At 63.9% G+C, this 20,567-nt stretch carries 19 protein-coding genes and 1 rRNA gene; 12 read left to right on the top strand and 8 right to left on the bottom strand.

Annotation, left to right across the window (positions count from 1 at the left end; genetic code table 11):
- Nucleotides 1-202 precede the first annotated feature (202 nt).
- A 5S ribosomal RNA gene (gene rrf / locus ACIPY2_RS07595) occupies nucleotides 203-319 on the top strand.
- Between the two features lie 225 nt (nucleotides 320-544).
- Here rrf and ACIPY2_RS07590 read toward each other — a convergent pair.
- The gene (locus ACIPY2_RS07590) at nucleotides 545-1,564 is read right to left on the bottom strand and encodes a hypothetical protein (RefSeq protein ID WP_400265735.1); all 1,020 of its coding nucleotides are present in this window, start codon (nucleotides 1,562-1,564) and stop codon (nucleotides 545-547) included.
- 39 nt (nucleotides 1,565-1,603) lie between these two features.
- On the opposite strand from ACIPY2_RS07590, the gene ACIPY2_RS07585 reads away from it, so the two are divergent.
- The 9 genes from ACIPY2_RS07585 (at nucleotide 1,604) to xerD (ending at nucleotide 10,684) form a co-directional block, all read left to right on the top strand.
- Nucleotides 1,604-2,320: a hypothetical protein gene (locus tag ACIPY2_RS07585; RefSeq protein ID WP_400265734.1), complete on the top strand. Its 717-nt coding sequence runs from the start codon at nucleotides 1,604-1,606 to the stop codon at nucleotides 2,318-2,320.
- A complete protein-coding gene (locus ACIPY2_RS07580) occupies nucleotides 2,313-3,299 on the top strand; it encodes an HAD-IIA family hydrolase (RefSeq protein WP_400265733.1) in 987 nt (328 codons plus the stop codon). The genes ACIPY2_RS07585 and ACIPY2_RS07580 overlap by 8 nt, the downstream gene beginning before the upstream one ends.
- Nucleotides 3,300-3,308: 9 nt before the next feature.
- Complete coding sequence (locus ACIPY2_RS07575; protein ID WP_400265732.1) at nucleotides 3,309-3,557, top strand: hypothetical protein; 249 nt, start codon at nucleotides 3,309-3,311, stop codon at nucleotides 3,555-3,557.
- A 3-nt stretch (nucleotides 3,558-3,560) separates the two neighbouring features.
- Nucleotides 3,561-4,373, top strand: coding sequence for a TlyA family RNA methyltransferase (locus ACIPY2_RS07570; protein WP_400265731.1), 813 nt, complete (start codon nucleotides 3,561-3,563; stop codon nucleotides 4,371-4,373).
- 13 nt (nucleotides 4,374-4,386) lie between these two features.
- Entirely contained in the window at nucleotides 4,387-5,409 is a 1,023-nt protein-coding gene (locus ACIPY2_RS07565) for an NAD kinase (protein ID WP_400265730.1), read from the top strand.
- A 3-nt stretch (nucleotides 5,410-5,412) separates the two neighbouring features.
- On the top strand, nucleotides 5,413-7,152 hold the full coding sequence (gene recN, locus ACIPY2_RS07560) for a DNA repair protein RecN (protein WP_400265729.1): 1,740 nt from the start codon (nucleotides 5,413-5,415) through the stop codon (nucleotides 7,150-7,152).
- A gap of 134 nt (nucleotides 7,153-7,286) precedes the next feature.
- Nucleotides 7,287-9,032 (top strand): CTP synthase, encoded by a 1,746-nt coding sequence (locus tag ACIPY2_RS07555; RefSeq protein WP_400265728.1) that lies wholly within the window; start codon nucleotides 7,287-7,289, stop codon nucleotides 9,030-9,032.
- Between the two features lie 27 nt (nucleotides 9,033-9,059).
- Complete coding sequence (locus ACIPY2_RS07550; RefSeq protein ID WP_400265727.1) at nucleotides 9,060-9,722, top strand: NUDIX domain-containing protein; 663 nt, start codon at nucleotides 9,060-9,062, stop codon at nucleotides 9,720-9,722.
- 2 nt (nucleotides 9,723-9,724) lie between these two features.
- A complete protein-coding gene (gene xerD, locus ACIPY2_RS07545) occupies nucleotides 9,725-10,684 on the top strand; it encodes a site-specific tyrosine recombinase XerD (protein WP_400265726.1) in 960 nt (319 codons plus the stop codon).
- A gap of 30 nt (nucleotides 10,685-10,714) precedes the next feature.
- Here xerD and ACIPY2_RS07540 read toward each other — a convergent pair whose 3' ends face one another.
- Complete coding sequence (locus ACIPY2_RS07540; protein ID WP_400265725.1) at nucleotides 10,715-11,521, bottom strand: hypothetical protein; 807 nt, start codon at nucleotides 11,519-11,521, stop codon at nucleotides 10,715-10,717.
- Nucleotides 11,522-11,576: 55 nt separating this feature from the next.
- Here ACIPY2_RS07540 and ACIPY2_RS07535 point away from each other — a divergent pair, with 55 nt between their 5' ends.
- Nucleotides 11,577-12,071: an 8-oxo-dGTP diphosphatase gene (locus tag ACIPY2_RS07535; RefSeq protein WP_400265724.1), complete on the top strand. Its 495-nt coding sequence runs from the start codon at nucleotides 11,577-11,579 to the stop codon at nucleotides 12,069-12,071.
- An 85-nt stretch (nucleotides 12,072-12,156) separates the two neighbouring features.
- On the opposite strand, the gene ACIPY2_RS07530 is transcribed toward ACIPY2_RS07535, so the two are convergent.
- The 6 genes from ACIPY2_RS07530 to ACIPY2_RS07505 form a co-directional block, all read right to left on the bottom strand.
- Entirely contained in the window at nucleotides 12,157-13,296 is a 1,140-nt protein-coding gene (locus ACIPY2_RS07530) for a bifunctional 2-methylcitrate synthase/citrate synthase (protein WP_400265723.1), read from the bottom strand.
- A 68-nt stretch (nucleotides 13,297-13,364) separates the two neighbouring features.
- Nucleotides 13,365-14,270 carry a methylisocitrate lyase gene (prpB, locus tag ACIPY2_RS07525; RefSeq protein WP_400265722.1) on the bottom strand — a complete coding sequence of 302 codons (906 nt, stop codon included), beginning with the start codon at nucleotides 14,268-14,270 and terminating at the stop codon, nucleotides 13,365-13,367.
- Nucleotides 14,271-15,791, bottom strand: a complete 1,521-nt coding sequence (locus ACIPY2_RS07520) for an MmgE/PrpD family protein (protein ID WP_400265721.1) — start codon at nucleotides 15,789-15,791, stop codon at nucleotides 14,271-14,273.
- Nucleotides 15,792-15,818: 27 nt separating this feature from the next.
- Nucleotides 15,819-16,463, bottom strand: a complete 645-nt coding sequence (locus ACIPY2_RS07515) for a GntR family transcriptional regulator (RefSeq protein WP_400265720.1) — start codon at nucleotides 16,461-16,463, stop codon at nucleotides 15,819-15,821.
- Nucleotides 16,464-16,541: 78 nt separating this feature from the next.
- Entirely contained in the window at nucleotides 16,542-17,255 is a 714-nt protein-coding gene (locus ACIPY2_RS07510; RefSeq protein WP_400265719.1) for a response regulator, read from the bottom strand.
- Nucleotides 17,252-18,973, bottom strand: coding sequence for an ATP-binding protein (locus ACIPY2_RS07505; protein WP_400265718.1), 1,722 nt, complete (start codon nucleotides 18,971-18,973; stop codon nucleotides 17,252-17,254). The genes ACIPY2_RS07510 and ACIPY2_RS07505 overlap by 4 nt, the downstream gene beginning before the upstream one ends.
- Before the next feature lie 141 nt (nucleotides 18,974-19,114).
- Here ACIPY2_RS07505 and ACIPY2_RS07500 point away from each other — a divergent pair, with 141 nt between their 5' ends.
- On the top strand, nucleotides 19,115-20,461 hold the full coding sequence (locus tag ACIPY2_RS07500; RefSeq protein WP_400265717.1) for a cation:dicarboxylate symporter family transporter: 1,347 nt from the start codon (nucleotides 19,115-19,117) through the stop codon (nucleotides 20,459-20,461).
- Nucleotides 20,462-20,567: the final 106 nt, after the last annotated feature.

Raw genomic sequence — 20,567 nt, 5'->3', positions numbered from 1 at the left:
ACTCGTGAAGCTGACCGGTACTAATAGGCCAACAACTTACACCACACAACACACACTGCACGCGTCCACTATGTGGTTCCCAACCAACAACCCAAACGTTGAAAAACCAGGGAACACCACACAACCGAATAACAACACCACAGTTGTAACCACCACAGACTTCCCACCCCCCCACACACACGGGGGGAACGGGTGAAAAGGTTACGGCGGTCATAGCGTGGGGGAAACGCCCGGTCCCATTCCGAACCCGGAAGCTAAGACCCACAGCGCCGATGGTACTGCACCCGGGAGGGTGTGGGAGAGTAGGACACCGCCGGACAACCATTACAGGCTGGAGCCCCGACCACGACGGTCGGGGCTCCAGCTACTTAACCACCACAGCACCACCAAAGACCCAGGCTCCCATCCGATCTTGTGAGACTACCCACGAGAACGGCCTGTGGGCCAACGGCGTTCTTTCGCCGAAGACGGTTCGCCTAGAATTGTATATAGACATACGAGCCGGCAGTGGTCCGCTGCCGGCTGCGTGAAAACGAAATACGGGTTATGAGCGACTACGCACGCGCCACTGGTCGGCTCGCAACAGGAGGAATCCACAATGGCTGAGCACAACGGTGGCAATCGCGGCGGTAATCGCGGGAACTTCGGTAATAACAGGGGAGACCGCGGGTCTTTCCGGCCGAACAACAATTCCGGTGGCGACCCCCGCGGGTTCCGCTCCAGGGACGACCGTGGCGGGAATGACCAAGGACGCCCGTACGGTGATCGTCCGGCCCGTGATGGCGGTGAGCGTCGTTCGTTCGGTGGTGACCGTGATCGCAAGCCCTTCGGCGACCGTCCGCGCCGTGACGGTGACGAGCGCCGGTCGTTCGGTGGAGATCGTGATCGTAAGCCCTTCGGTGATCGTTCTGAGCGTGGCCCTCGCAACTTCGACCGTCCGCGCCGTGACGGTGACGAGCGCCGGTCGTTCGGTGGTGACCGTGATCGTAAGCCCTTCGGCGACCGTCCGCGCCGTGACGGTGATGACCGTCGTTCGTTCGACGGCGACCGTGGCCCCCGGGGAGATCGTGATCGCAAGCCCTTCGGCGACCGTCCGCGCCGTGACGGTGATGACCGTCGTTCGTTCGACGGCGACCGTGGCCCCCGTGGTGACCGTGATCGCAAGCCTTTCGGTGACCGTCCGCGTCGTGATGGTGGCGAGCGTCGTTCGTTCGGTGGGGACCGTGGCCCCAGGGAAGACCGTGGCCCTCGTAACTTTGACCGTCCGCGCCGTGATGGTGATGACCGTCGTTCGTTCGGCGGCGACCGTGGGCCCCGGGAAGACCGTGGGCCCCGGGAAGACCGCCCGGCACGCGTTCCGAACGCCAGGGACATCCGCAGCTCCAACCGCCCTGACCGCGAGCGTTCGCCGGAGATTGATCCGGACGTAACCGGCAAGGAACTGGACCGCGCCACCGCGCACCAGATCAAGACACTCGAAGACCAGAACGCGGGCTGGGTTGCCAAGCACCTGGTGATGGCGGGGCGTCTTATCGACATTGAACCTGAGCTTGCTTTCCAGCATGCCTTGGCGGCGAGCCGTCGCGGTGGTCGTTTGTCGGTTGTGCGTGAAGCCGTTGGCCTGACCGCTTACGCCGCCGGCCACTACGGCGAGGCGCTGCGTGAGTTCCGTACCTACCGTCGTATCAGTGGTTCTAACGTGCACCTGCCGGTCATGGCCGACTGCGAGCGTGGCCTTGGCCGGGCGGACCGGGCTTTGGACATGGTGCGTTCGCCTGAGGCCCAGGATCTGGATGCTCCCGGCAAGGTAGAGCTGGCCATCGTTGCGTCGGGTGCTCGGGCCGATCTGAACCAGTTGGATGCCGCCGTGGCCGAGCTGGAAATCCCGCAGCTGGACATCAACCGCGCCTTCTCCTACAGCCCCCGTTTGTTCCGTGCCTATGCTGAGGCCCTGACGGCCGCCGGCCGGGCAGAGGAAGCGGTCAAGTGGGAGCGCCAGGCCGTTGTGGCAGAGAATGCCTTGGGCGTTGGGGAGTTCGCCGAACCGGAGATCCTCGACCTTGGCTGGGATGAGGAAGAAGAAGCAGCCGAGCGGAAGCCGCGGTTCAAGAAGGTCGATGGGGACGCCGCCGTCGTACCTGTTGAGGCCGAGACCGTGATCGCGGAGGCGGCGGCAGCCGATGCCGAGCACGATGAGCTTGAAGTTGATGACGCGGAGTCCGACTACTTTGAGTCAGACGACGCAGAGTCGGACATCGATTCCGCGGAACCGGATGAAGACGACGCCGAGGACCCGAGTGAAGAATCCCGGAATGGCTGATTCGCTGATCTCATCCTTCGACGCTGTCCTTTCGGATCTCGACGGAGTGGTGTATGCCGGTCCTCATGCCATTCCCGGTGCTGTGGAATCACTCAAGCGCCTCGAAACGGTCGGCGTGGGCCTGGGCTACGTCACGAACAACGCCTCAAGGACTCCGGCCCAGGTTGCCGCCCATCTGCGTGAACTTGGTGCCCCGGCGGAGGACGAGCAGGTGGTGAGTTCGTCGCAAGCCGCCGGCGAACTCATGGCGTCGCTATTGCCCGCGGGTGCCCATGTGCTGATCACAGGGAGTGCTGCCCTGGCGCACGAGATCGAGCTTGTGGGCCTCAAACCGGTTCACAGTGCCGCGGAAAATCCGGTGGCCGTTGTCCAGGGATTCAATCCGGACCTTGGCTGGAAGGACCTGGCCGAAGCGTCCTACGTGGTGGCCGGCGGTGCTCAGTGGTTCGCAACGAATACTGACATGTCCATTCCGCAGGCCCGCGGCATGGCGCCCGGCAACGGCACGTTGGTGGCTGCGGTGGCCGCGGCGACAGGAAAGAAGCCTATGGTCGCCGGCAAACCCGAAGCCCCGCTCTTCCATGCAGCTGCCAAGCGGCTGGGGGCTGACCGTCCGCTGGTGGTGGGTGACCGCTTGGACACGGACATTCTCGGTGGGAACCGGGCAGGCTACGCAACGGCCGCGGTGCTGACCGGAGTGGACACCACGTACAGCATTTTGGCTGCACGTACGGACGAACGGCCCACGTACTTGTTGGCGGATCTCGGGGACCTTTACGAGCCGTACCCTGAGGTAGTGAACGACGCCGGCACGTTCCGCTGCGGTTCAGCGGCTGCTTCGTTGGTGGACACCACGGTGACGGTGCTCGGATCCGAGGAAGACCTGGATGCCTGGCGTGCTGCCTGTGCGGCGTGGTGGGCAGCTGTGCCCGATGCGGCGGCGGCCCGCGCCCCCGAGCTTGAGTGGCAGTCCCGCTAGGCTGGTTTGATGACTGAGTCCGGACACGAGATGGATAGCGAGCTCCAGCACCCCGACGTGCCATGGCCCGTCCCCGTCGAAGCCACAGGGGATACCCCGGTGGATCGGGCGCTGGGACTGTTGGATGGCATCGGGGACCTCGCGGTGTCCGGACATGCGGAACGTTACTCGGCGCTTCATGATTCTTTGCTGGAAGCGCTCGACGCCGAACCGGGCTTGCCGCCGGCAGCACCCCGGAAACCGGAAGGCAGCTCCTGACACATGGCAAGGCTTGATCAGGAACTCGTCTCCCGTGGGTTGGCGAGGTCCCGCACGCATGCGGCCAAGCTGATCAGCGACGGCAAGGTCAGCTCGGGCGGCGCTCAGCTGTCCAAGGCCTCAATGGCCGTCGATGGTGGAACTGACCTGAGCGTAGAAGCCCATCCGGAGGACATTTACGTCAGCCGTGCCGGGCATAAACTCGCCGGGGCTTTGGCCGCCTTCCCAAGGGTGCTGGTGAGCGGCCGCAGGTGCCTCGACGCCGGGGCCTCCACGGGAGGCTTCACTGATGTCCTGCTGCGGGAGGGCGCCACGCGCGTGGTGGCAGTCGACGTCGGGCACGGACAGCTGGTCCAGTCGCTCCGCGATGATCCTCGGGTAGAGGTCCATGAGGGCATGAATGTCCGTTACATGACTCCCGACACCATTGGCGGCCCGGTATCGCTGACTGTGGCGGATCTTTCCTTCATCTCCCTCACGCTTGTGCTTGAGCCTCTTGCCGCGTGCACTGAACCTGGCGGCGACCTTGTCCTCATGGTGAAGCCGCAATTCGAAGTGGGCAAAGAACGCCTCAGCCGTACGGGTGTGGTGTCATCGGACCATGAACGACGCCGGGCGGTCGCCCAGGTGGCCCGGGCGGCAGTGGACGCAGGCCTTGAGCTGGCGGGCCTCGCAGCGAGTCCTTTGCCGGGCCAGGACGGAAATGTTGAGTACTTCCTGTGGATGAAACGCAGGATGTCGGCGGTGTTGCCTAAGATCGAAGAGCGGGACGGGCACGTTGCTGCGTTGATCAAGACCCTCTGGCCAAACCACTAGAAAGCAGAACCCGATGAGCAGGCGCGTACTTGTCCTTGCCCACACAGGACGGGAGGATTCCCTTCGAGCTGCGTGGGATGCCTGCACGCAACTGCATTCGTCCGGCCTGGTACCGGTGCTGCAGAAATCGGAACTGGCTGATGTTGAGCGCTTCTATGGCGCCGTGGATACGCCCATTGAGATCCTCCACGACCATGTGAGCCTGGAAGACGTCGAGTTGGTCATGGTGCTTGGTGGAGACGGCACCATCCTCCGCGCCGCCGAATTGGTCCGCGAGGTGGATGTTCCACTGCTGGGCGTGAACCTGGGCCATGTGGGCTTCCTCGCCGAGAGCGAGCGGGCCGATCTCGCCCAGACCGTCGAATGGATTGCGAGCCGCCAGTACACGGTGGAAGAGCGCATGACCATCGATGTCCAGGTGTGGATCAAGGGCCGGAAGATCTGGCATACCTGGGCCCTCAACGAGGCCGCGATCGAGAAGGCCAACCGCGAACGCATGTTGGAAGTCGTTACGGAAGTGGATGAACGTCCGCTGACGTCTTTTGGTTGCGACGGCGTGGTGCTCGCTACCCCTACCGGTTCCACTGCCTACGCCTTCTCCTCCGGAGGTCCCGTGGTGTGGCCGGAAGTGGAAGCCCTGGTTATTGTGCCGATCAGTGCCCACGCTCTTTTCGCCAAGCCCTTGGTCGTTTCCCCCACATCGAAGCTTGCCGTTGAGATCATGAACCGGACCGATGCCGTAGGTGTCCTTTGGTGCGATGGCCGCCGTTCGGTGGACCTTCCGCCGGGGGCAAGGGTGGAGGTCACCAAGTCGGCGACCCCGGTGCGCTTGGCACGGACACACATGACTCCGTTCTCTGCCCGTTTGGTCCGCAAGTTCCAGTTGCCCATCCACGGATGGCGTGGTCCGGCGCCGCGAAGGGGCGAAGTCCATACCGGCCCGATCCCAGTGATCCGAACCCCTTCACCGGCGCCCCTGCCCAGCCCGCACGAACCTGGGCACGGTGAACCCTCCGATCCCACGAATGCGAAGTGAAAAATGCTTGAAGAGCTCCGAATCCGTGATCTTGGCGTCATCACTGACGCCGCCCTGCCGTTGGGCCCCGGCCTCAGCGTCGTCACCGGCGAAACCGGCGCCGGTAAGACCATGGTGGTCACCGCCGTCGGGCTTCTTCTGGGCGCCCGTTCGGACGCCGGTGCCGTGCGCAACGGCGCCAAGTCCGCTTCAGCGGAAGCGGTCCTGAAGCTCGATCCCACCCACAGCGCCGTGGAACGTACCCGTGAGGCCGGCGGCGAGGCTGAAGAGTACGACGGCGTGGCGGAGCTGCTGCTTGCCCGCACCGTGGGAGCCGATGGCCGCAGCCGCGCCTACGTCGGTGGTCGGACCGCCCCTGTAGGCGTCCTTGCAGAGCTGGGTGAAAGCCTGGTGGTGGTGCATGGGCAGACGGACCAGATCCGCTTGAAAGGTGCGGCTGCGCAACGGCATGCCTTGGATCGCTTCGCCGGCGCCTCCCTGGCCAAATCACTGGGGGAGTACCAGGACCTTTACAGGCATTGGAAGACGATCCAGGCCGAACTGGAGTCGTTGCGGAATGAGGCACGCGAGCGGCTGCGCGAGGCAGAGTCCTTGGACGCGGCCCTGACGGAGATCGATGAGATCGACCCCCAGCCCGGCGAAGACGAAACCCTCAAGGCCGAAGCGGTGAAACTCGCAAACGTCGAAGAGCTGCGGATTGCCGCGGCTTCGGCGCACGAATCCCTCATCGCGGAAGAATTCGGCGAATCCGGCGATGCAACGTCGTTGGTGGACGCGGCAAAGCGGACCCTCGAACATGTGGCCGAGCACGATGAAACCCTCGGCGCCGCCGCGGCCAGGTTGGCCGAGGTGGGTTTCCTGCTGAACGACATTGCTGCTGAGCTCTCGAGCTACCAGGCAGCCTTGGATACGGAGGGGCCGGAGCGTCTCTCCGAGATCGAGGAACGCCGGGCCGCCCTTGCCAAGCTGATCCGCAAGTACGCTCCGAGCATTGACGAGGTCCTGGAGTGGGCTGCTACGGCCCGGGTCCGCTTGGACGAGCTCCAGGACGATTCCAGCCGTATCGAGTCCTTGGACGCCGAGGTGGCCTCGTCCGAGGACAAGCTTCGCAAGATGGCGGGAGTCATCACCAAGGCGCGGCTCAAGGCCGCCAAGGACTTGTCCGCCCGTGTCAGCGCGGAGTTGAAGGCCCTGGCGATGGCTGACGCCACCCTGGTCATCGAAGTTGAGGACGCCGGGACCTTGGGCCCATGGGGTACGGACGAGATTTCCTTCCTCCTGCGCCCGCACTCCGGGGCGCCTGCCCGGCCTCTCGGCAAGGGCGCCTCCGGTGGTGAACTTTCCCGCGTCATGCTCGCCATTGAGGTGGTGCTCGCGGCCGTGGATCCTGTTCCTACGTTCGTCTTTGACGAGGTGGACGCGGGTGTCGGCGGACGGGCCGCCGTCGAAATCGGACGCAGGCTGGCGATGCTGGCACGCCACGTACAGGTGCTGGTAGTGACCCACTTGCCACAGGTGGCAGCGTTCGCTGACCAGCACATCAGGGTGACCAAAACCTCCGTGCGCGGGTCGGACGGCAAGACCACCAGCGGGTTTACCTCCAGCGATGTCCAGTTGCTGTCCGAGGACGAACGGGTCAAGGAACTGGCCCGTATGTTGGCAGGGCAAGAGGACTCGGAGTCCGCACAGGCACATGCGCAGGAGCTGCTCGATGACGCAAAACTGCTGCCGCAACGCGCCTAGCAAGGTGGGGCCGGAAACTGGGAGCACCATCACATCCGGGCATTTCCTCCGGCTCTGCTCTTGATTGCAGGCGGGAACCGGGCAAACATGGACCATTTGGGGAATCCGAACAGGACGCTTGGAAGGCGTAATTGATGATAAGCTCGAATTCCGTGGTGCAGCGATCAAATTCCCGTGTAAATTCCCGGTTCCCGGGCTCGTCCAAGACGACCAAACACATCTTCGTCACCGGTGGTGTGGCGTCCTCGCTCGGTAAGGGTCTGACGGCTTCCAGCCTCGGCCACCTGCTGCGGGCACGCGGTTTGTCTGTAACTATGCAGAAGCTCGATCCCTATCTGAACGTGGATCCGGGCACGATGAATCCCTTCCAGCACGGCGAAGTTTTCGTGACTGACGATGGCGCTGAGACCGACCTCGACATCGGACACTACGAGCGCTTTCTCGATGAAAACCTTGAGGGTTCGGCCAACGTCACAACGGGCCAGATCTACTCCACGGTCATCGCCAAGGAACGCCGTGGCGAGTACCTCGGCGATACGGTCCAGGTCATCCCGCACATCACCGATGAGATCAAGCGCCGTATGCGCCTTCCCGCCGAGGGCAAGAACGCTCCCGACGTCATCATCACCGAAATCGGCGGCACGGTGGGCGATATCGAATCGCAGCCTTTCCTTGAGTCCGCCCGGCAGGTCCGCCAGGACATCGGCCGGACCAACGTCTTCTTCCTGCACGTATCGCTGGTTCCGTACATCGGACCCTCCCAGGAACTGAAGACCAAGCCGACCCAGCACTCCGTCGCGGCGCTGCGTTCCATCGGTATCCAGCCCGAGGCGATCGTGATCCGCTCGGACCGCGAAGTGCCTGAGGCCATGCGCGAGAAGATCGGCCGGATGTGCGACGTCGATATCGACGCCGTAGTGAACGCCGCGGACGCGCCGAGCATCTACGACATCCCCAAGACCCTGCACTCCCAGGGCCTGGACTCCTACATCGTGCGTGCCTTGGACCTGCCGTTCAAGGATGTTGATTGGAGCAAGTGGGACAAGCTGCTCGAAGCTGTCCACAACCCCAAGCACCACGTAGAGGTCGCCCTGGTCGGCAAATACATCGACCTTCCCGACGCCTACCTCTCGGTCACCGAAGCCCTCCGCGCCGGCGGTTTCGCCAACGAGGCCAAGGTCAAGATCCGTTGGGTGCCTTCGGACGAGTGCGAGACCCTTGCTGGTGCGCAGAAATCGCTGGCCGGCGTCGACGCCATCTGTGTTCCCGGCGGCTTCGGCATCCGGGGTCTCGAGGGCAAGCTGGGCGCGCTGAAGTTCGCCCGGGAAACCAAGCTGCCGGTACTGGGCCTCTGCCTCGGCCTGCAGTGCATGGTGATTGAGTACGCCCGCAACGTGGTCGGCCTCGAGGGTGCTTCCTCCAGCGAGTTCGAGCCCGATTCCAAGTACCCGGTCATCGCCACCATGGAAGAGCAGTTGGACATCGTGGACGGCAAGGGAGACCTTGGCGGCACCATGCGCCTGGGCCTTTACGAAGCCAAGCTGGACGAGGGCTCCGTCATTGCGGAAACCTACGGCTCCACTACGGTCAGCGAACGCCACCGCCACCGGTACGAGGTCAACAACAAGTATCGTGAGCAGATCGCGGCCGAAGGTCTGGTCTTCTCGGGTACTTCGCCGGACGGGAAGCTGGTGGAGTTCGTGGAACTTCCCCGCGAAGTCCACCCGTACTACGTCGCAACCCAGGCGCACCCCGAACTCAGCTCCCGCCCCACCAGGCCGCATCCGCTGTTCGCGGGCCTGGTCAAGGCCGCGCTGGAGCGTCGCGAGGGCGCGGCTGTGGGAACCGATACCGGTGCCCGCACAGTAGCAGCAAAGTAAATACACGCACGAGCAAAGGACGGCGCGATGCCCGGTACTTCTGAAACCCCCCGCACAGCAAGGCAGGTTTCGGATGTACCGAGCCCGCGCCGTCTTTTGTCCTCCAGCAAGGTTTATGAAGGCCGGATTTGGGACGTCGTCAGCGATACGTTCCAGCTTGGCGAGGACACGGACGCCCTGGTCCGGGATTACATAGATCATCCCGGTGCTGTGGCCGTCCTTCCCATGAACGTTGACGGCGAGGTCCTGCTGTTGAAGCAGTACCGTCACCCTGTCTCCATGGATCTTTGGGAGATCCCGGCAGGTTTGCTTGACGTTGAGGGCGAGGACTTCGTCGTCGGCGCAGCCCGTGAGCTGGCCGAAGAAGCCGATCTCAAAGCGGCCACCTGGAACGTGCTGGTGGATTTCTTCAACTCGCCCGGATCCTCCAGCGAAGCGGTCCGCATCTACCTGGCCCGCGGACTCAGCGATGTTCCGGAAGCCGACCGACACGTTCGAACTGACGAAGAGGCGGAAATCGAGTTGCATTGGGTTCCGCTTGAGGACGCCGTGCGGGCTGTTCTTGAGGGCCGGCTGCATAATCCCTCCGCTGTTCTGGGCATCCTGGCGGCGGCCGCAGCCAAGGCCGACGGTTTCAGCAGCCTCCGCCCCGCCGATGCCCCCTGGCCCGCGCACCCGAGCCAGCGCTAAGCGTGGCCGACGCCGCAACCCGCCCCGCCACCGGTATTGACCGCGGGATCATCGATTATCTTCAGCACATCGGTGTGGAACGCGGCCTTGCAACCAACACCTTGGCAGCCTATCGGCGGGACCTGTCACGCTACGCGAACTTCCTTGCCGGCCAAGAGGTCGGTGACCCGGGCGATATCACGCGGCGACATGTGACGGCCTTTGTTCAAGCACTGTCCGAGGGTTCCGATGGCGCCTCTGCGCTGGCTGTCAGGTCTGCTGCCAGGACAGTCGTTGCCGTCCGCGGCTTGCATAAGTTCTGGGCCCTTGAAGGCCTTACTTCATCGGATCCTGCAAGTGAGGTCCACCCGCCCATGCCCGGCAAACGGCTTCCAAAGGCCATCAGCGTTGATGAGGTCACGCGCATCCTCGAAGCTGCAGGCACGGATACGGCAACAGGGCTGCGGGACCGGGCCCTTTTGGAGTTCCTGTATTCAACGGGCGCCCGTATCAGCGAAGCTGTGGGCTTGGACGTGGACGATGTTTCACTCGAAGGAATTGGTGACGAACCCGCCATTGTCCGTCTGTTCGGTAAGGGTTCCAAAGAGCGCCTGGTGCCCATGGGCTCGTACGGTGCGCGGGCAGTCGGTGCCTACGTGGTCCGGGGGCGACCACTGCTGGCCTCCAAGGGCAAAGGCACACCCGCGCTGTTCCTGAACGCCCGGGGTGGCAGGATCAGTCGCCAAAGTGCTTGGTCCATCCTGAAGACAGCGGCGGAGAAGGCCAACATCACCAAGGATGTCTCACCCCACACTCTTCGACACTCCTTCGCAACGCACTTGCTGGAAGGCGGAGCGGATGTGCGGGTAGTCCAGGAATTGCTGGGTCACGCGTCAGTGACCACAACGCAGGTCTATACGCTGGTGACCGCCGATACCCTGCGGGAGGTTTATGCGGCCGCCCACCCCCGCGCGTTGGGCTAGCCCGGTTTGTTCGTCTTGTGACCAGACCCGTCAGAGGATCAGGCTGAAGGTGGACTGAAAGGCGTCCAGGAAGACCGCCAGCAGCGACGTGCCCAGGCCGGCCACCAGCAGCAGCCCGGGGTGGGCCAGTCCCACCACCACCCGCTTCAGGCGGGGACGACCCTTGAGGAACTTCTTGGGCACCCGGGTTGTTCCAGGTACTTCGCGCCATCCCCGCAGCCTGCGGAGGAACCAGGCGCACCTTACAATGAACGCCATCCACAGAACGGACAACACCAGGGGCACGGACGCGAGCATGAGGTTGAATCCGAGGGCGGTCACTTCCTTCTCGGAGTCTCCGATGACGGACTGCACTGTGGTGGAAATCGATGCACTCATCACCACCGACGCAGCCCAGACAAAGAAGGCGGCGACGAGGGCCAGGAAACGGACGAAGAAGTGGCCCAGGACGGTGGCATCAACCGCCTTGAGGTGGCTGCGCGGCGTAGCTTGGAGAACAGCCAGGGTAGCCACGAGGGGAGGCAGCGCAGCCAACAAGACCAGCAGGTACCAGGTCCAGCCGGCCAGATCCACCACTTCATCCAGTACGATCAGTGCCGACCACAGGACAATCCAGACCCATCCTGCGTAGAGCGGGTGCAGCACCAGCCAGCGGGGAATTCGCTCGTCGCCGTCAAGAGAGGGTCGTCGAACCGCAGCCTTTACTTTTCGTACCTCTGGGCGGGCGGCAGGTCGGCCGACGGGGACGACGGCGGGTACGACGACGGCAGGTACGGCGTCCCCCACGCCTTCCCGTGCGTCTTCAGTTCCGCGTAGTTCGCCCCCGGCTTCGCTCATGGGCTCACTGTAGCAATGGCGGCAGCTGCGGGGGAGCCGGGCTAAGGTGGGCAGCATGACAGCAGCGCATGTGACGTTGTGCTTCCTGCTCCGCGATGATGCGGACGGTCAGCACGTCCTTCTCGGGACAAAGAAGACAGGCTTCGGACGAGGCAAGGTGGTGGGTGTCGGCGGCCATGTCGAAGCCGGGGAGACTGCCGCCGAGGCAGCATGCCGGGAGGTCATGGAGGAGATCAATGTTGTGGTGCGGGCCGCGGATCTGGTCCCTGCCGGCACCGTGGATTTCATGTTCCCGGCGCGGCCTGAGTGGAACATGGCCACGACCGTCTATTTGACCCGTGCCTGGCAGGGCGAGCCCTCCGAGAGCGACGAAATCGCGCCGCGGTGGTACCCGGTGGCGCAACTTCCGGTGGAACGGATGTGGGCCGATGCCGAGCATTGGTTGCCTGCCATGATTGCCGGGCAACGCATTGCGGTGCGTGTTGACTTGGCACCCGACAACCAGAACGTAGCCGAGGTACACACTGCCGCGTGGTCAGGCGCTGAATAGCCGCGACTGGACAGCGGACGACGGCGGACCGGTCACCTGAGGTGACCGGTCCGCCGTCGTTGGTGTTGCCTGAGGCCGTTCCCCTTTAGGGGACGTGCCGCTCTTCCGGGCCGTTGTATTCGCTCAACGGCCGAATCAATGAGTTCGAGGCCAACTGCTCCATCACGTGGGCGGTCCAGCCGGTAATGCGGCTGGCGACGAACAACGGGGTAAATGTCTGGGTGTCGAAACCCATCAGGTGGTACGTGGGGCCGGCAGGGTAGTCAAGGTTTGGCTTGATGGCTTTGGCCTCGTCCATGGCCTGCTCCAGCCCGTTGTAGAGGCCCAGGAGCTCCGGACGTCCGTAGTGGGCGATCATTTTGTCCAAGGCGGCCTTCATGGTGGGCACACGGGAGTCGCCGTGCTTGTAGACGCGGTGTCCGAAGCCCATGACCTTCTTCTTGTGGGCCAGCGCGTCTTCCATCCAGGTCTTGGCGCGCGATGCCGCCTCTTCGAGGGACTCCTCCGTGCGGATGCCAATCTCGTCGAAGGTGTGCATGACGGCTTCGTTGGCGCCTCCGTGCAGCGGACCCTTCAGGGCGCCGATGGCAGCGGTCACTGCCGAATGCAGGTCCGAGAGCGTGGAGGTGACCACGCGCGCGGTGAACGTGGAAGCGTTGAAGGAGTGCTCCGCGTACAGGATCATCGAGACGTTGAAGGCCTCAACCACCTCGTCCACCGGCTCTTCCCCGAAGGTCATCCAGAGGAAGTTCGCAGAGTAATCCAGGTCCTCACGCGGCCCGATCGCATCCTGGCCGCGGCGCCGGCGCTGATCGTACGCCACGACGGCGGGCATCGCGGCCCACAGATCGATTGCCTTCTTCATGTTCGCTTCGGGGGAAGAGTCCTCCGCCAGTTCATGCCGGGCTCCCAGCACGGAAGCAGCCGTCCGGCAAACATCCATGGGGTGGGCCGTGGTTGGCAGGGTATCTACCACCGACTTCACCACCGGGTCCAGGGCACGGCCGGCGCGCTCGCGGGCCGTGAACTCCGCAAGCTGCGCCTCATCGGGAAGTTCGCCGTTCCAGAGAAGGTACGCGACCTGTTCGAAGCTGCACTTGGCCGCGAGTTCCTGGACCGGGTATCCGCGGTACAGGAGGGAGTTGGTGTCCGGGTTGACCTTGGAAACGGCGGTGTAGTCCACCACGACGCCGGCGAGGCCCTTTTTGATGTCTTCAGCTGCCATGCTGAACTCCTTCGTTCTTGTGCAGGTCCGGGAGACCCCGTTCCTGCGTCCCCTTGATGATCCTTGCCCTAGCGGATGCCAGGAACGTGGAAATTGAAAACGCCGGTATCGAACTGGTTGTATGCCTCGTAATCCACGAGTTCATAGAGGCGCGCACGCGTGAGCATGTTTTTTACTTGTGCCTCTTGGGTCCCCGCAGCCTTGATCGTTTCCAGAGTACGCTCTGCGGCGCCCATGGCAATGCGGAGAAGGGTGACGGGGTAGATGACCATGTTCACCCCGACGTTTTGGAGCTGTTCAACGGTGAAGAGCTCGCTTTTTCCGAACTCGGTCATGTTGGCCAGGATCGGTACGTCCACGGCGTCGCGGATGGCTTGGAATTCGCTCAGGTCACGCATGGCTTCGGGGAAGATCGCGTCGGCCCCGGCGTCCACCAGTGCTTTGGCGCGCTCTTGTGCAGCCTGGAGTCCATCAGTGGCACGGATGTCGGTGCGGGCCATGATGAGGAAGTTCGGGTCGCGGCGCGCGTCGGCTGCGGCGCGGATGCGTTTGGTGGCGGTGTCGATGTCCACCACGTTCTTGCCATCCAGGTGGCCGCAGCGCTTGGGGTTGAACTGGTCCTCGATGTGGCAGCCTGCCAGGCCGGCGTTTTCGAGTTCCTGGATGGTGCGGGCCACGTTCATGGGTTCACCGAATCCGGTGTCGGCGTCCACGAGGGAGGGCAGCTCGGTCATGCGGGCGATCTGTCCTGCCCTTGTGGCGACTTCGGTGAGGGTGGTCAGGCCGATGTCGGGCAGGCCGAGGTCGTTGGCCAGGACGGCGCCGGAGATGTAGACCCCGGCGAAGCCCTTCTCCTCAATCAACCGGGCCGAGAGGGGGTTGAACGCACCCGGGAACTGGGAGATGGTCCCGGAGTTCAGCAATTCCCGCAGGCGCAGGCGTTTCTGTTCGGGGGTGGTCTTGGAGTACAGCATTTAGAACAGGCCCTTCGGAGCTGCTTCGAGGTTGATCACGCCGGGGGCGGCGGTGATGTTGAGCTGGTCCAGCTCGCCGGGGCCCAGTTCCGTGACGCGTTCGACGGCGGCGAGGAACCTTTCGATCTCGGCTTCCTCAACCAAACCGGCGGCCAGCGTGCGGAACTTGTTCACGTACTGTTCGCGGGCGAAGGGCCGGGCGCCGAGGGGGTGCGCGTCTGCTACGGCGATCTCGTCCGTGATGACCGTGCCGTCCGTGAGCGTGATCTCTACGGAACCGCCGAAGGCCTTCTCGGCGATGTCCAGGGAGTGGTAGCGGCGGGTCCATTCGGGGTCTTCGACGGTGGTGACCTTGTGCCAGAGTTCCACGGTGTCCGGGCGGGCAGCGCGTTCGGGGGCGTAGGAGTCCACGTGGTGCCAGGCGCCGTCCTGCAGTGCGACGGTGAAGATGTACGGGATGGAGTGGTCCAGGGTTTCCCGGGACGCAGTGGGGGAGTACTTCTGGGGATCGTTGGCGCCGGAACCGATGACGTAGTGCGTGTGGTGGCTGGTCTTGATCAGCACCGAGGCCACGTTGGCCGGGTTGGTTGTTTCGGGGTGTTCGCGGTGGAGTTTGCGGGCAAGGTCGATCCAGGCCTGGGCCTGGTATTCGGCGGAGTGTTCCTTGGTGTAGGTGTCCAGTATGGCGCGCTTGGCTTCGCCCTTCTCCGGCAGCGGCACTTCGTAGGAGGCGTCCGGGCCGTCGAGCATCCAGGCGATCACGCCGTCTTCGCCTTCGTAGATCGGCACGGGCGAGGTCTGTCCGCGCATGGCCCGGTCCGCGGCTTCCACGGCCATCTTTCCGGCGAAAGCGGGGGCGTGGGCTTTCCAGGTGGAGATTTCGCCCTTGCGGGACTGGCGGGTGGCGGTGGTGGTGTGCAGGGCCTGGCCGACGGACTGGAAGATGGTCTCCACGTCCAGGCCCAGGAGCGTGCCGATCCCGGCGGCGGCGGAGGGGCCGAGGTGGGCTACGTGGTCGATCTTGTGCTTGTGCAGGCAGATGGCCTTGACCAGGTTCACCTGGATCTCGTACCCGGTGGCGATGGCCCGTACCAGGTCGGCACCGTTGGAACCGACATGCTGGGCGACGGCCAGGATCGGCGGGATGTTATCGCCGGGGTGGGAGTAGTCCGCGGCGAGGAAGGTGTCGTGGTAGTCCAGTTCGCGCACGGCTACGCCGTTTGCCCACGCGGCCCATTCGGGGGAGACGCGCTCTTCAATGCCGAACACCGAGGCGCCCTTGCCGCCCGTGCTTGGAGCGTGGGTTAAAGCCTGCGCACGGGCAGCGACGATCGGTGCGCGGTTCAGCGAAGCGATCGCGACCGAGGCGTTGTCGATGATCCGGTTGATCACCATGTCCTCCACCTCGGGTGTGACCTCCACGGGATCGGCGGCCACCACAGCGATCTTGTGGGCCAACTGCTCCTCACGGGGCAGGTTCTCCTCTGATTTGTAAACACGGACGTGGTGCTTCGTGACCATTATTGGATCCTTCACTTCTTGTGGACGCTAAGAGTGCGCCGGGCGGGCTGCTTTGAGGTGGGTGAGGCTTCTGTGCAGGTGGACTGTGGTGGCTGCTTCCGCGAGGCGGCTGTTGCCCGCCGCTATGGCCTCGGCAATGGCTGCGTGCTCCGCTGCCGCGGCCTTGAGCCTCGCGACGTCGTCGGCAGCGAGGCGGCGGACCCGCACGAGGTGCACGCGGAGGGTGCGCATGGCCTGGGCCAGGTAGGAATTGGCGATCGCGGCGTCTATGGCTTCGTCGAGGAGGCCCACCAGCGCGTAGTACTCGTGGCGGGCAGGATCGGCATCGTGCAGCAGCAAAGGGGCGCCCAGGAGCCGGGCCCGCAAATCCTTGAAGATACCCGGTTCTCCGCGTTCGGCAGCAAGGCCGGCCGCCCTGACTTCGAGGGTTTCACGCAATTCGAAAAGTTCGTCGATGCTGTCCATGGAGATGTCGGTGACCACTACGCCGCGGCCGCCGGCCGGCGTCGTCAATCCCTCCGCCGTCAAGCGGCCCAGCGCCTCCCGCACGGGCGTCCGCGAGACGCCCAAACGCTCGGACTGCTCCACCTCCGCCAGCACGGCGCCGGGTAGGAGTCGCCACTCGATGATGTCCTCACGCAGCGCCGCGTAGGCTCGATCACTCGCTCTCATGATGTCGAGTGTATACACAGCGGTGCCGGTAAACCATCAATTTCGCATATTTTGCCTATTTTGTATACATGGGCTGGCCTAGCTTCGACGCCAACCGTATTCGTTCTCCGGGCGTCCCGGAGTTCCATATCGCGGTGTCCGGGTTACTGTTCCTGCGTCGGCAAGGTACTCCAAGTACCGGCGCGCCGTGACGCGGGACATGCCGAGGGCGTCCATGACCTCACTGGCTGACACCGGTAGTTCCCGCGTCCTGACCAGGTCCTTCACGGCTTCAAGGGTGGACGGAGACAAGCCCTTGGGCAGCGGCAGTTCGGTGGGTGCGCGAAGGCTTGCGAACGCCTGGTCCACATCGCTTTGGGACGCACCGGCCTTCGAGGTCCCGGCAACGGAGCCGGCGAGTTGATCGCGGAACGTCCGGTAGCTCTTGAGTTTGTCCGCGAAGGTCGCATACGTGAAGGGCTTGATGAGGTACTGAACGACGCCGATGGACACCGCACTGCGCACTATGCTGAGTTCCCGTACTGCAGTGATGGCGATGATGTCGGCAAAGATCCCCGCCGAGCGCATGCGCCGGGCAACGTCCAGTCCGTGAAGGTCCGGCAGGTTCATGTCCAGCAGCACCAGGTCCACAGGGGAACCGGAAGCAGCGAATTCGCCGAGGATGCGGAGCGCCGATTGTCCGTCCGGGGCGGTGCCTGCCAGGGTGAACCCGTCGATCCTGCCGACGTAGACGGAATGGGCGTCCGAGGCGATGGGTTCGTCCTCGACCACCAGGACGCGGATGTCTGTCATGCCTTCTCTTCCTTGGGGACGGTGACGGGGGCGGGCAGCACAACATGGAATTCCGCGCCGCCAGGGGTATCGACGGCACCTGTGCCGTCCGACCCGGCTTCAGCGGTGGACCCTGCTTTACCGGTGGACCCTGCTTTACCGATGGTCATAGTACCGTTCAGCCTCTGGACCGCCTGCCGGACGAGGGCGAGCCCGACGCCGCGGCCGTGGCTGCCGCGCGGGTCGCTGGAGTCGGACTTCGTGCTGTAGCCGTACTGCAGCACGTCGTCGATAGAGCCGGGGTCGATGCCGGAGCCGGAGTCGCGGACGATGAATTCCACGGCCTCGGCACTCGTCAAGACGTCCAGCTGAACCTTGCGGGGGAGCCCGCCTGCAGCCGCAGCGTCAATGGCGTTGTCCAGCAGGTTTCCCACGATCGTCACGAGGTCCTGGATTTCAAGGCCTCGGACACCTGTGCTGCCGGACGTGCTCACTGCGAGGTCCACGCCTCGTTCATGGGCCTCCGCTGCCTTGCCCATCACCAGTGCGCTCATCACCGGTTCATCCACCGAAGCAAGCATGTCATCCGTCAGTTGCTGGCTGAGTTCCAGGTCTTTGGTGGCAAATTCCAGGGCCTGCGGGGTGCGGCCCAGTTCCAGGAGGGAAACGATCATGTGCAGCCGGTTGGCGTGTTCGTGCGTTTGCGCCCGGAGGGCGTCGGAGAGGGTCTTCATGGTCTCCAGTTCCGTGCCCAAGGACTCGATTTCCGTCCGGTCCCGGATGGTAGCCACGGTGCCGTACACAGCCGCCTTTTGACGACCCCTCGCCGGGACGGGAGCAACTGCCGGGGCCTGGTTGACAACAAGGATGCGGGACCCGGTCAGGTGGATCTCATCGTGGGCCGGCCTCCCAGACTCGAACAGGGCCTTCAGGCTTCCTTCCAAGGGAAGCTCGGCGAGGCGGGGAGCCTGGTCGGGGGCTCTGTCTGCCTTGGAGGGTTCCAGTCCCAGCAGTTCCGCGGCTTGGTCGTTGTACATCACGGCCTTCCCGCGGGTGTCCACGAGGATGAGGCCTTCCCGTACCGAGTGCAGGACCGACTCGTAGTAGGCGAAGAGCTGGGCCAGCTGTTCCGGGCCCCAGCCACGTGTAACGGAGCGCAAGTAGCGGCCCAGCAACCAGGCGGCCACGGAGCCGAAGAACAGCACGCCCAAGGCAATGGCGCCAATGACCCCCAGCCGTTCAGCTACATCAGTGTCAACCGTGCGGACAGTAACGCCCGCCGCCACCAAGGCCTTGATTGTCCCCGAAGAGTCCTTGACGGGCGCAATGGTTCGGACTGACGGTCCCAAGGTTCCTGCGGTGACCTCAGTAAAGGTCTGGCCCTGAAGTGCCGGTTCAATGGTTCCAATGTAGGGCTTGCCGAGTTCTTCCGGCCGTGGGTGTGTCCAGCGGGTCCTATCGGGGGCCATGATGGTGATGAAATCGGCGCCCGCCTCGGCCATGACCTTCAGCGCGTATGGCTGGAGCATGGCAGAAGGGTCCGCGGTGGAGGCTGCCTGCAGGACCAAAGGGTTGTTGGCGATGGACGTCGCCACGGCACGCGTGCGGCCTCCGGCGTCGTCGTAGGCGCGGTCCCTTGCTTCCACCACCGAGAAGGCGCCGAACACACCCGTCAGCAGCAGGACGAACAGCAGGTTCGCCACGAACAAGCGGCGGGCGATGCTCCAGCTATGAAACACGTGTTGGCCTCCCATGACCAATATGAACGCAACGGTGATGTGTGTCACGACCGGCTGAATGATGGATATCACACAAGGGCAGCGGATTGGACACAAGTGCAGGACCGCAGCGCCTTACACAGTATCCAGAAGGAGATTCCCATGACCTCTCAACGAGGAGAGTCGGCAGTTGCCGTAACCGGCGGACGCAGGGGGCTCGACAAGTCGCATTACCTCTACATCGCCGTCATCCTGGCTGTAGTGCTCGGCGCCGTGGTCGGCCTGCTGTTCCCCGAAGTGGGCAAGTCGCTCAAACCGCTTGGTGACGGCTTCATCAAGCTCATCAAGATGATGATCGCACCGGTCATCTTCTGCACCATCGTCCTGGGCATCGGCTCCATTGCCAAAGCTGCCACCGTCGGCAAGGTGGGTGGCCTGGCCCTTGGCTACTTCGTGGCGATGTCCACGTTCGCGCTCGCGATCGGCCTTGTGGTGGGCAACCTCATCCACCCTGGTGAGGGCCTGAAGCTGACGCCCTACGACCCCAACAAGAAGGCCGCCACGGACAGCACCGTGGACTTCCTCCTAGGCATCATCCCTGGTGACATCCCTGTCCTTCCCACCCTGCTCGCAGCCATCCTGGTCGGCTTTGCACTGCAGAAAATGGGTAAGCAGGGCCAGCCCATCCTGAACGCCATCGGCCATGGCCAGCGCCTGGTCTTCCGCATCCTGATCATGATCATGTGGCTCGCCCCTGTTGGCGCCTTCGGTGCGATCGCCGCCGTCGTTGGCGCAACCGGAGCACAGGCTATCTTCAGCATGTTCACCCTGATGCTTGCCTTCTACATCACCTGTGCGCTCTTCATCGTGGTCATCCTCGGCACCCTCCTGCGGGCCGTGGCCGGCGTCAACATTTTCAAGCTCATGAAGTACCTGGCCCGTGAGTACCTCCTGATCTTCTCTACGTCTTCCTCTGAAGCTGCGCTGCCCCGCCTGATCGCCAAGATGGAGCACCTCGGCGTCTCCAAGCCCGTGGTTGGCGTTACGGTTCCCACCGGATACTCCTTCAACCTCGACGGCACGGCCATCTACCTCACCATGGCGTCCCTGTTCGTAGCCAACGCCATGGGTACCCCGCTCGACCTTGGCGCCCAGATCTCCTTGCTGGTCTTCATGATCATCGCCTCCAAGGGCGCGGCGGGCGTCACCGGCGCCGGACTCGCGACGCTCGCAGCAGGGCTCCAGGCCCACAAGCCCGAACTACTGGGCGGCGTCGGCATGATCGTGGGCATCGACCGCTTCATGTCCGAGGCCCGGGCCCTGACCAACTTCACCGGCAATGCTGTTGCCACGGTACTCATCGGCACCTGGGTCAAGGAGATCGACAACCAACAGGTCAACCAGGTCCTCTCCGGCAACCTGCCCTTCGATGAGCAGACCATGCTCGCCCATGGTGAAGAAGCCGAACAGGCCCAAACCGAAGACCGCCAGACGGCTGTGGCCCGGTAACGCCAAGAGCGCAGCGAAAGGCCGGCACCCAGCAGGGTGCCGGCCTTTCCGGTTTGCCCTGCCGACACAAACCTTCCACCTCAACTAGAGGGTAAAGGCTCAAAGT

The sequence above is a fragment of the Paenarthrobacter sp. NPDC089675 genome (assembly GCF_044749185.1).
Classification (GTDB): Bacteria; Actinomycetota; Actinomycetes; order Actinomycetales; family Micrococcaceae; genus Arthrobacter.
This window is presented reverse-complemented; position numbering and strand designations above follow the sequence as displayed.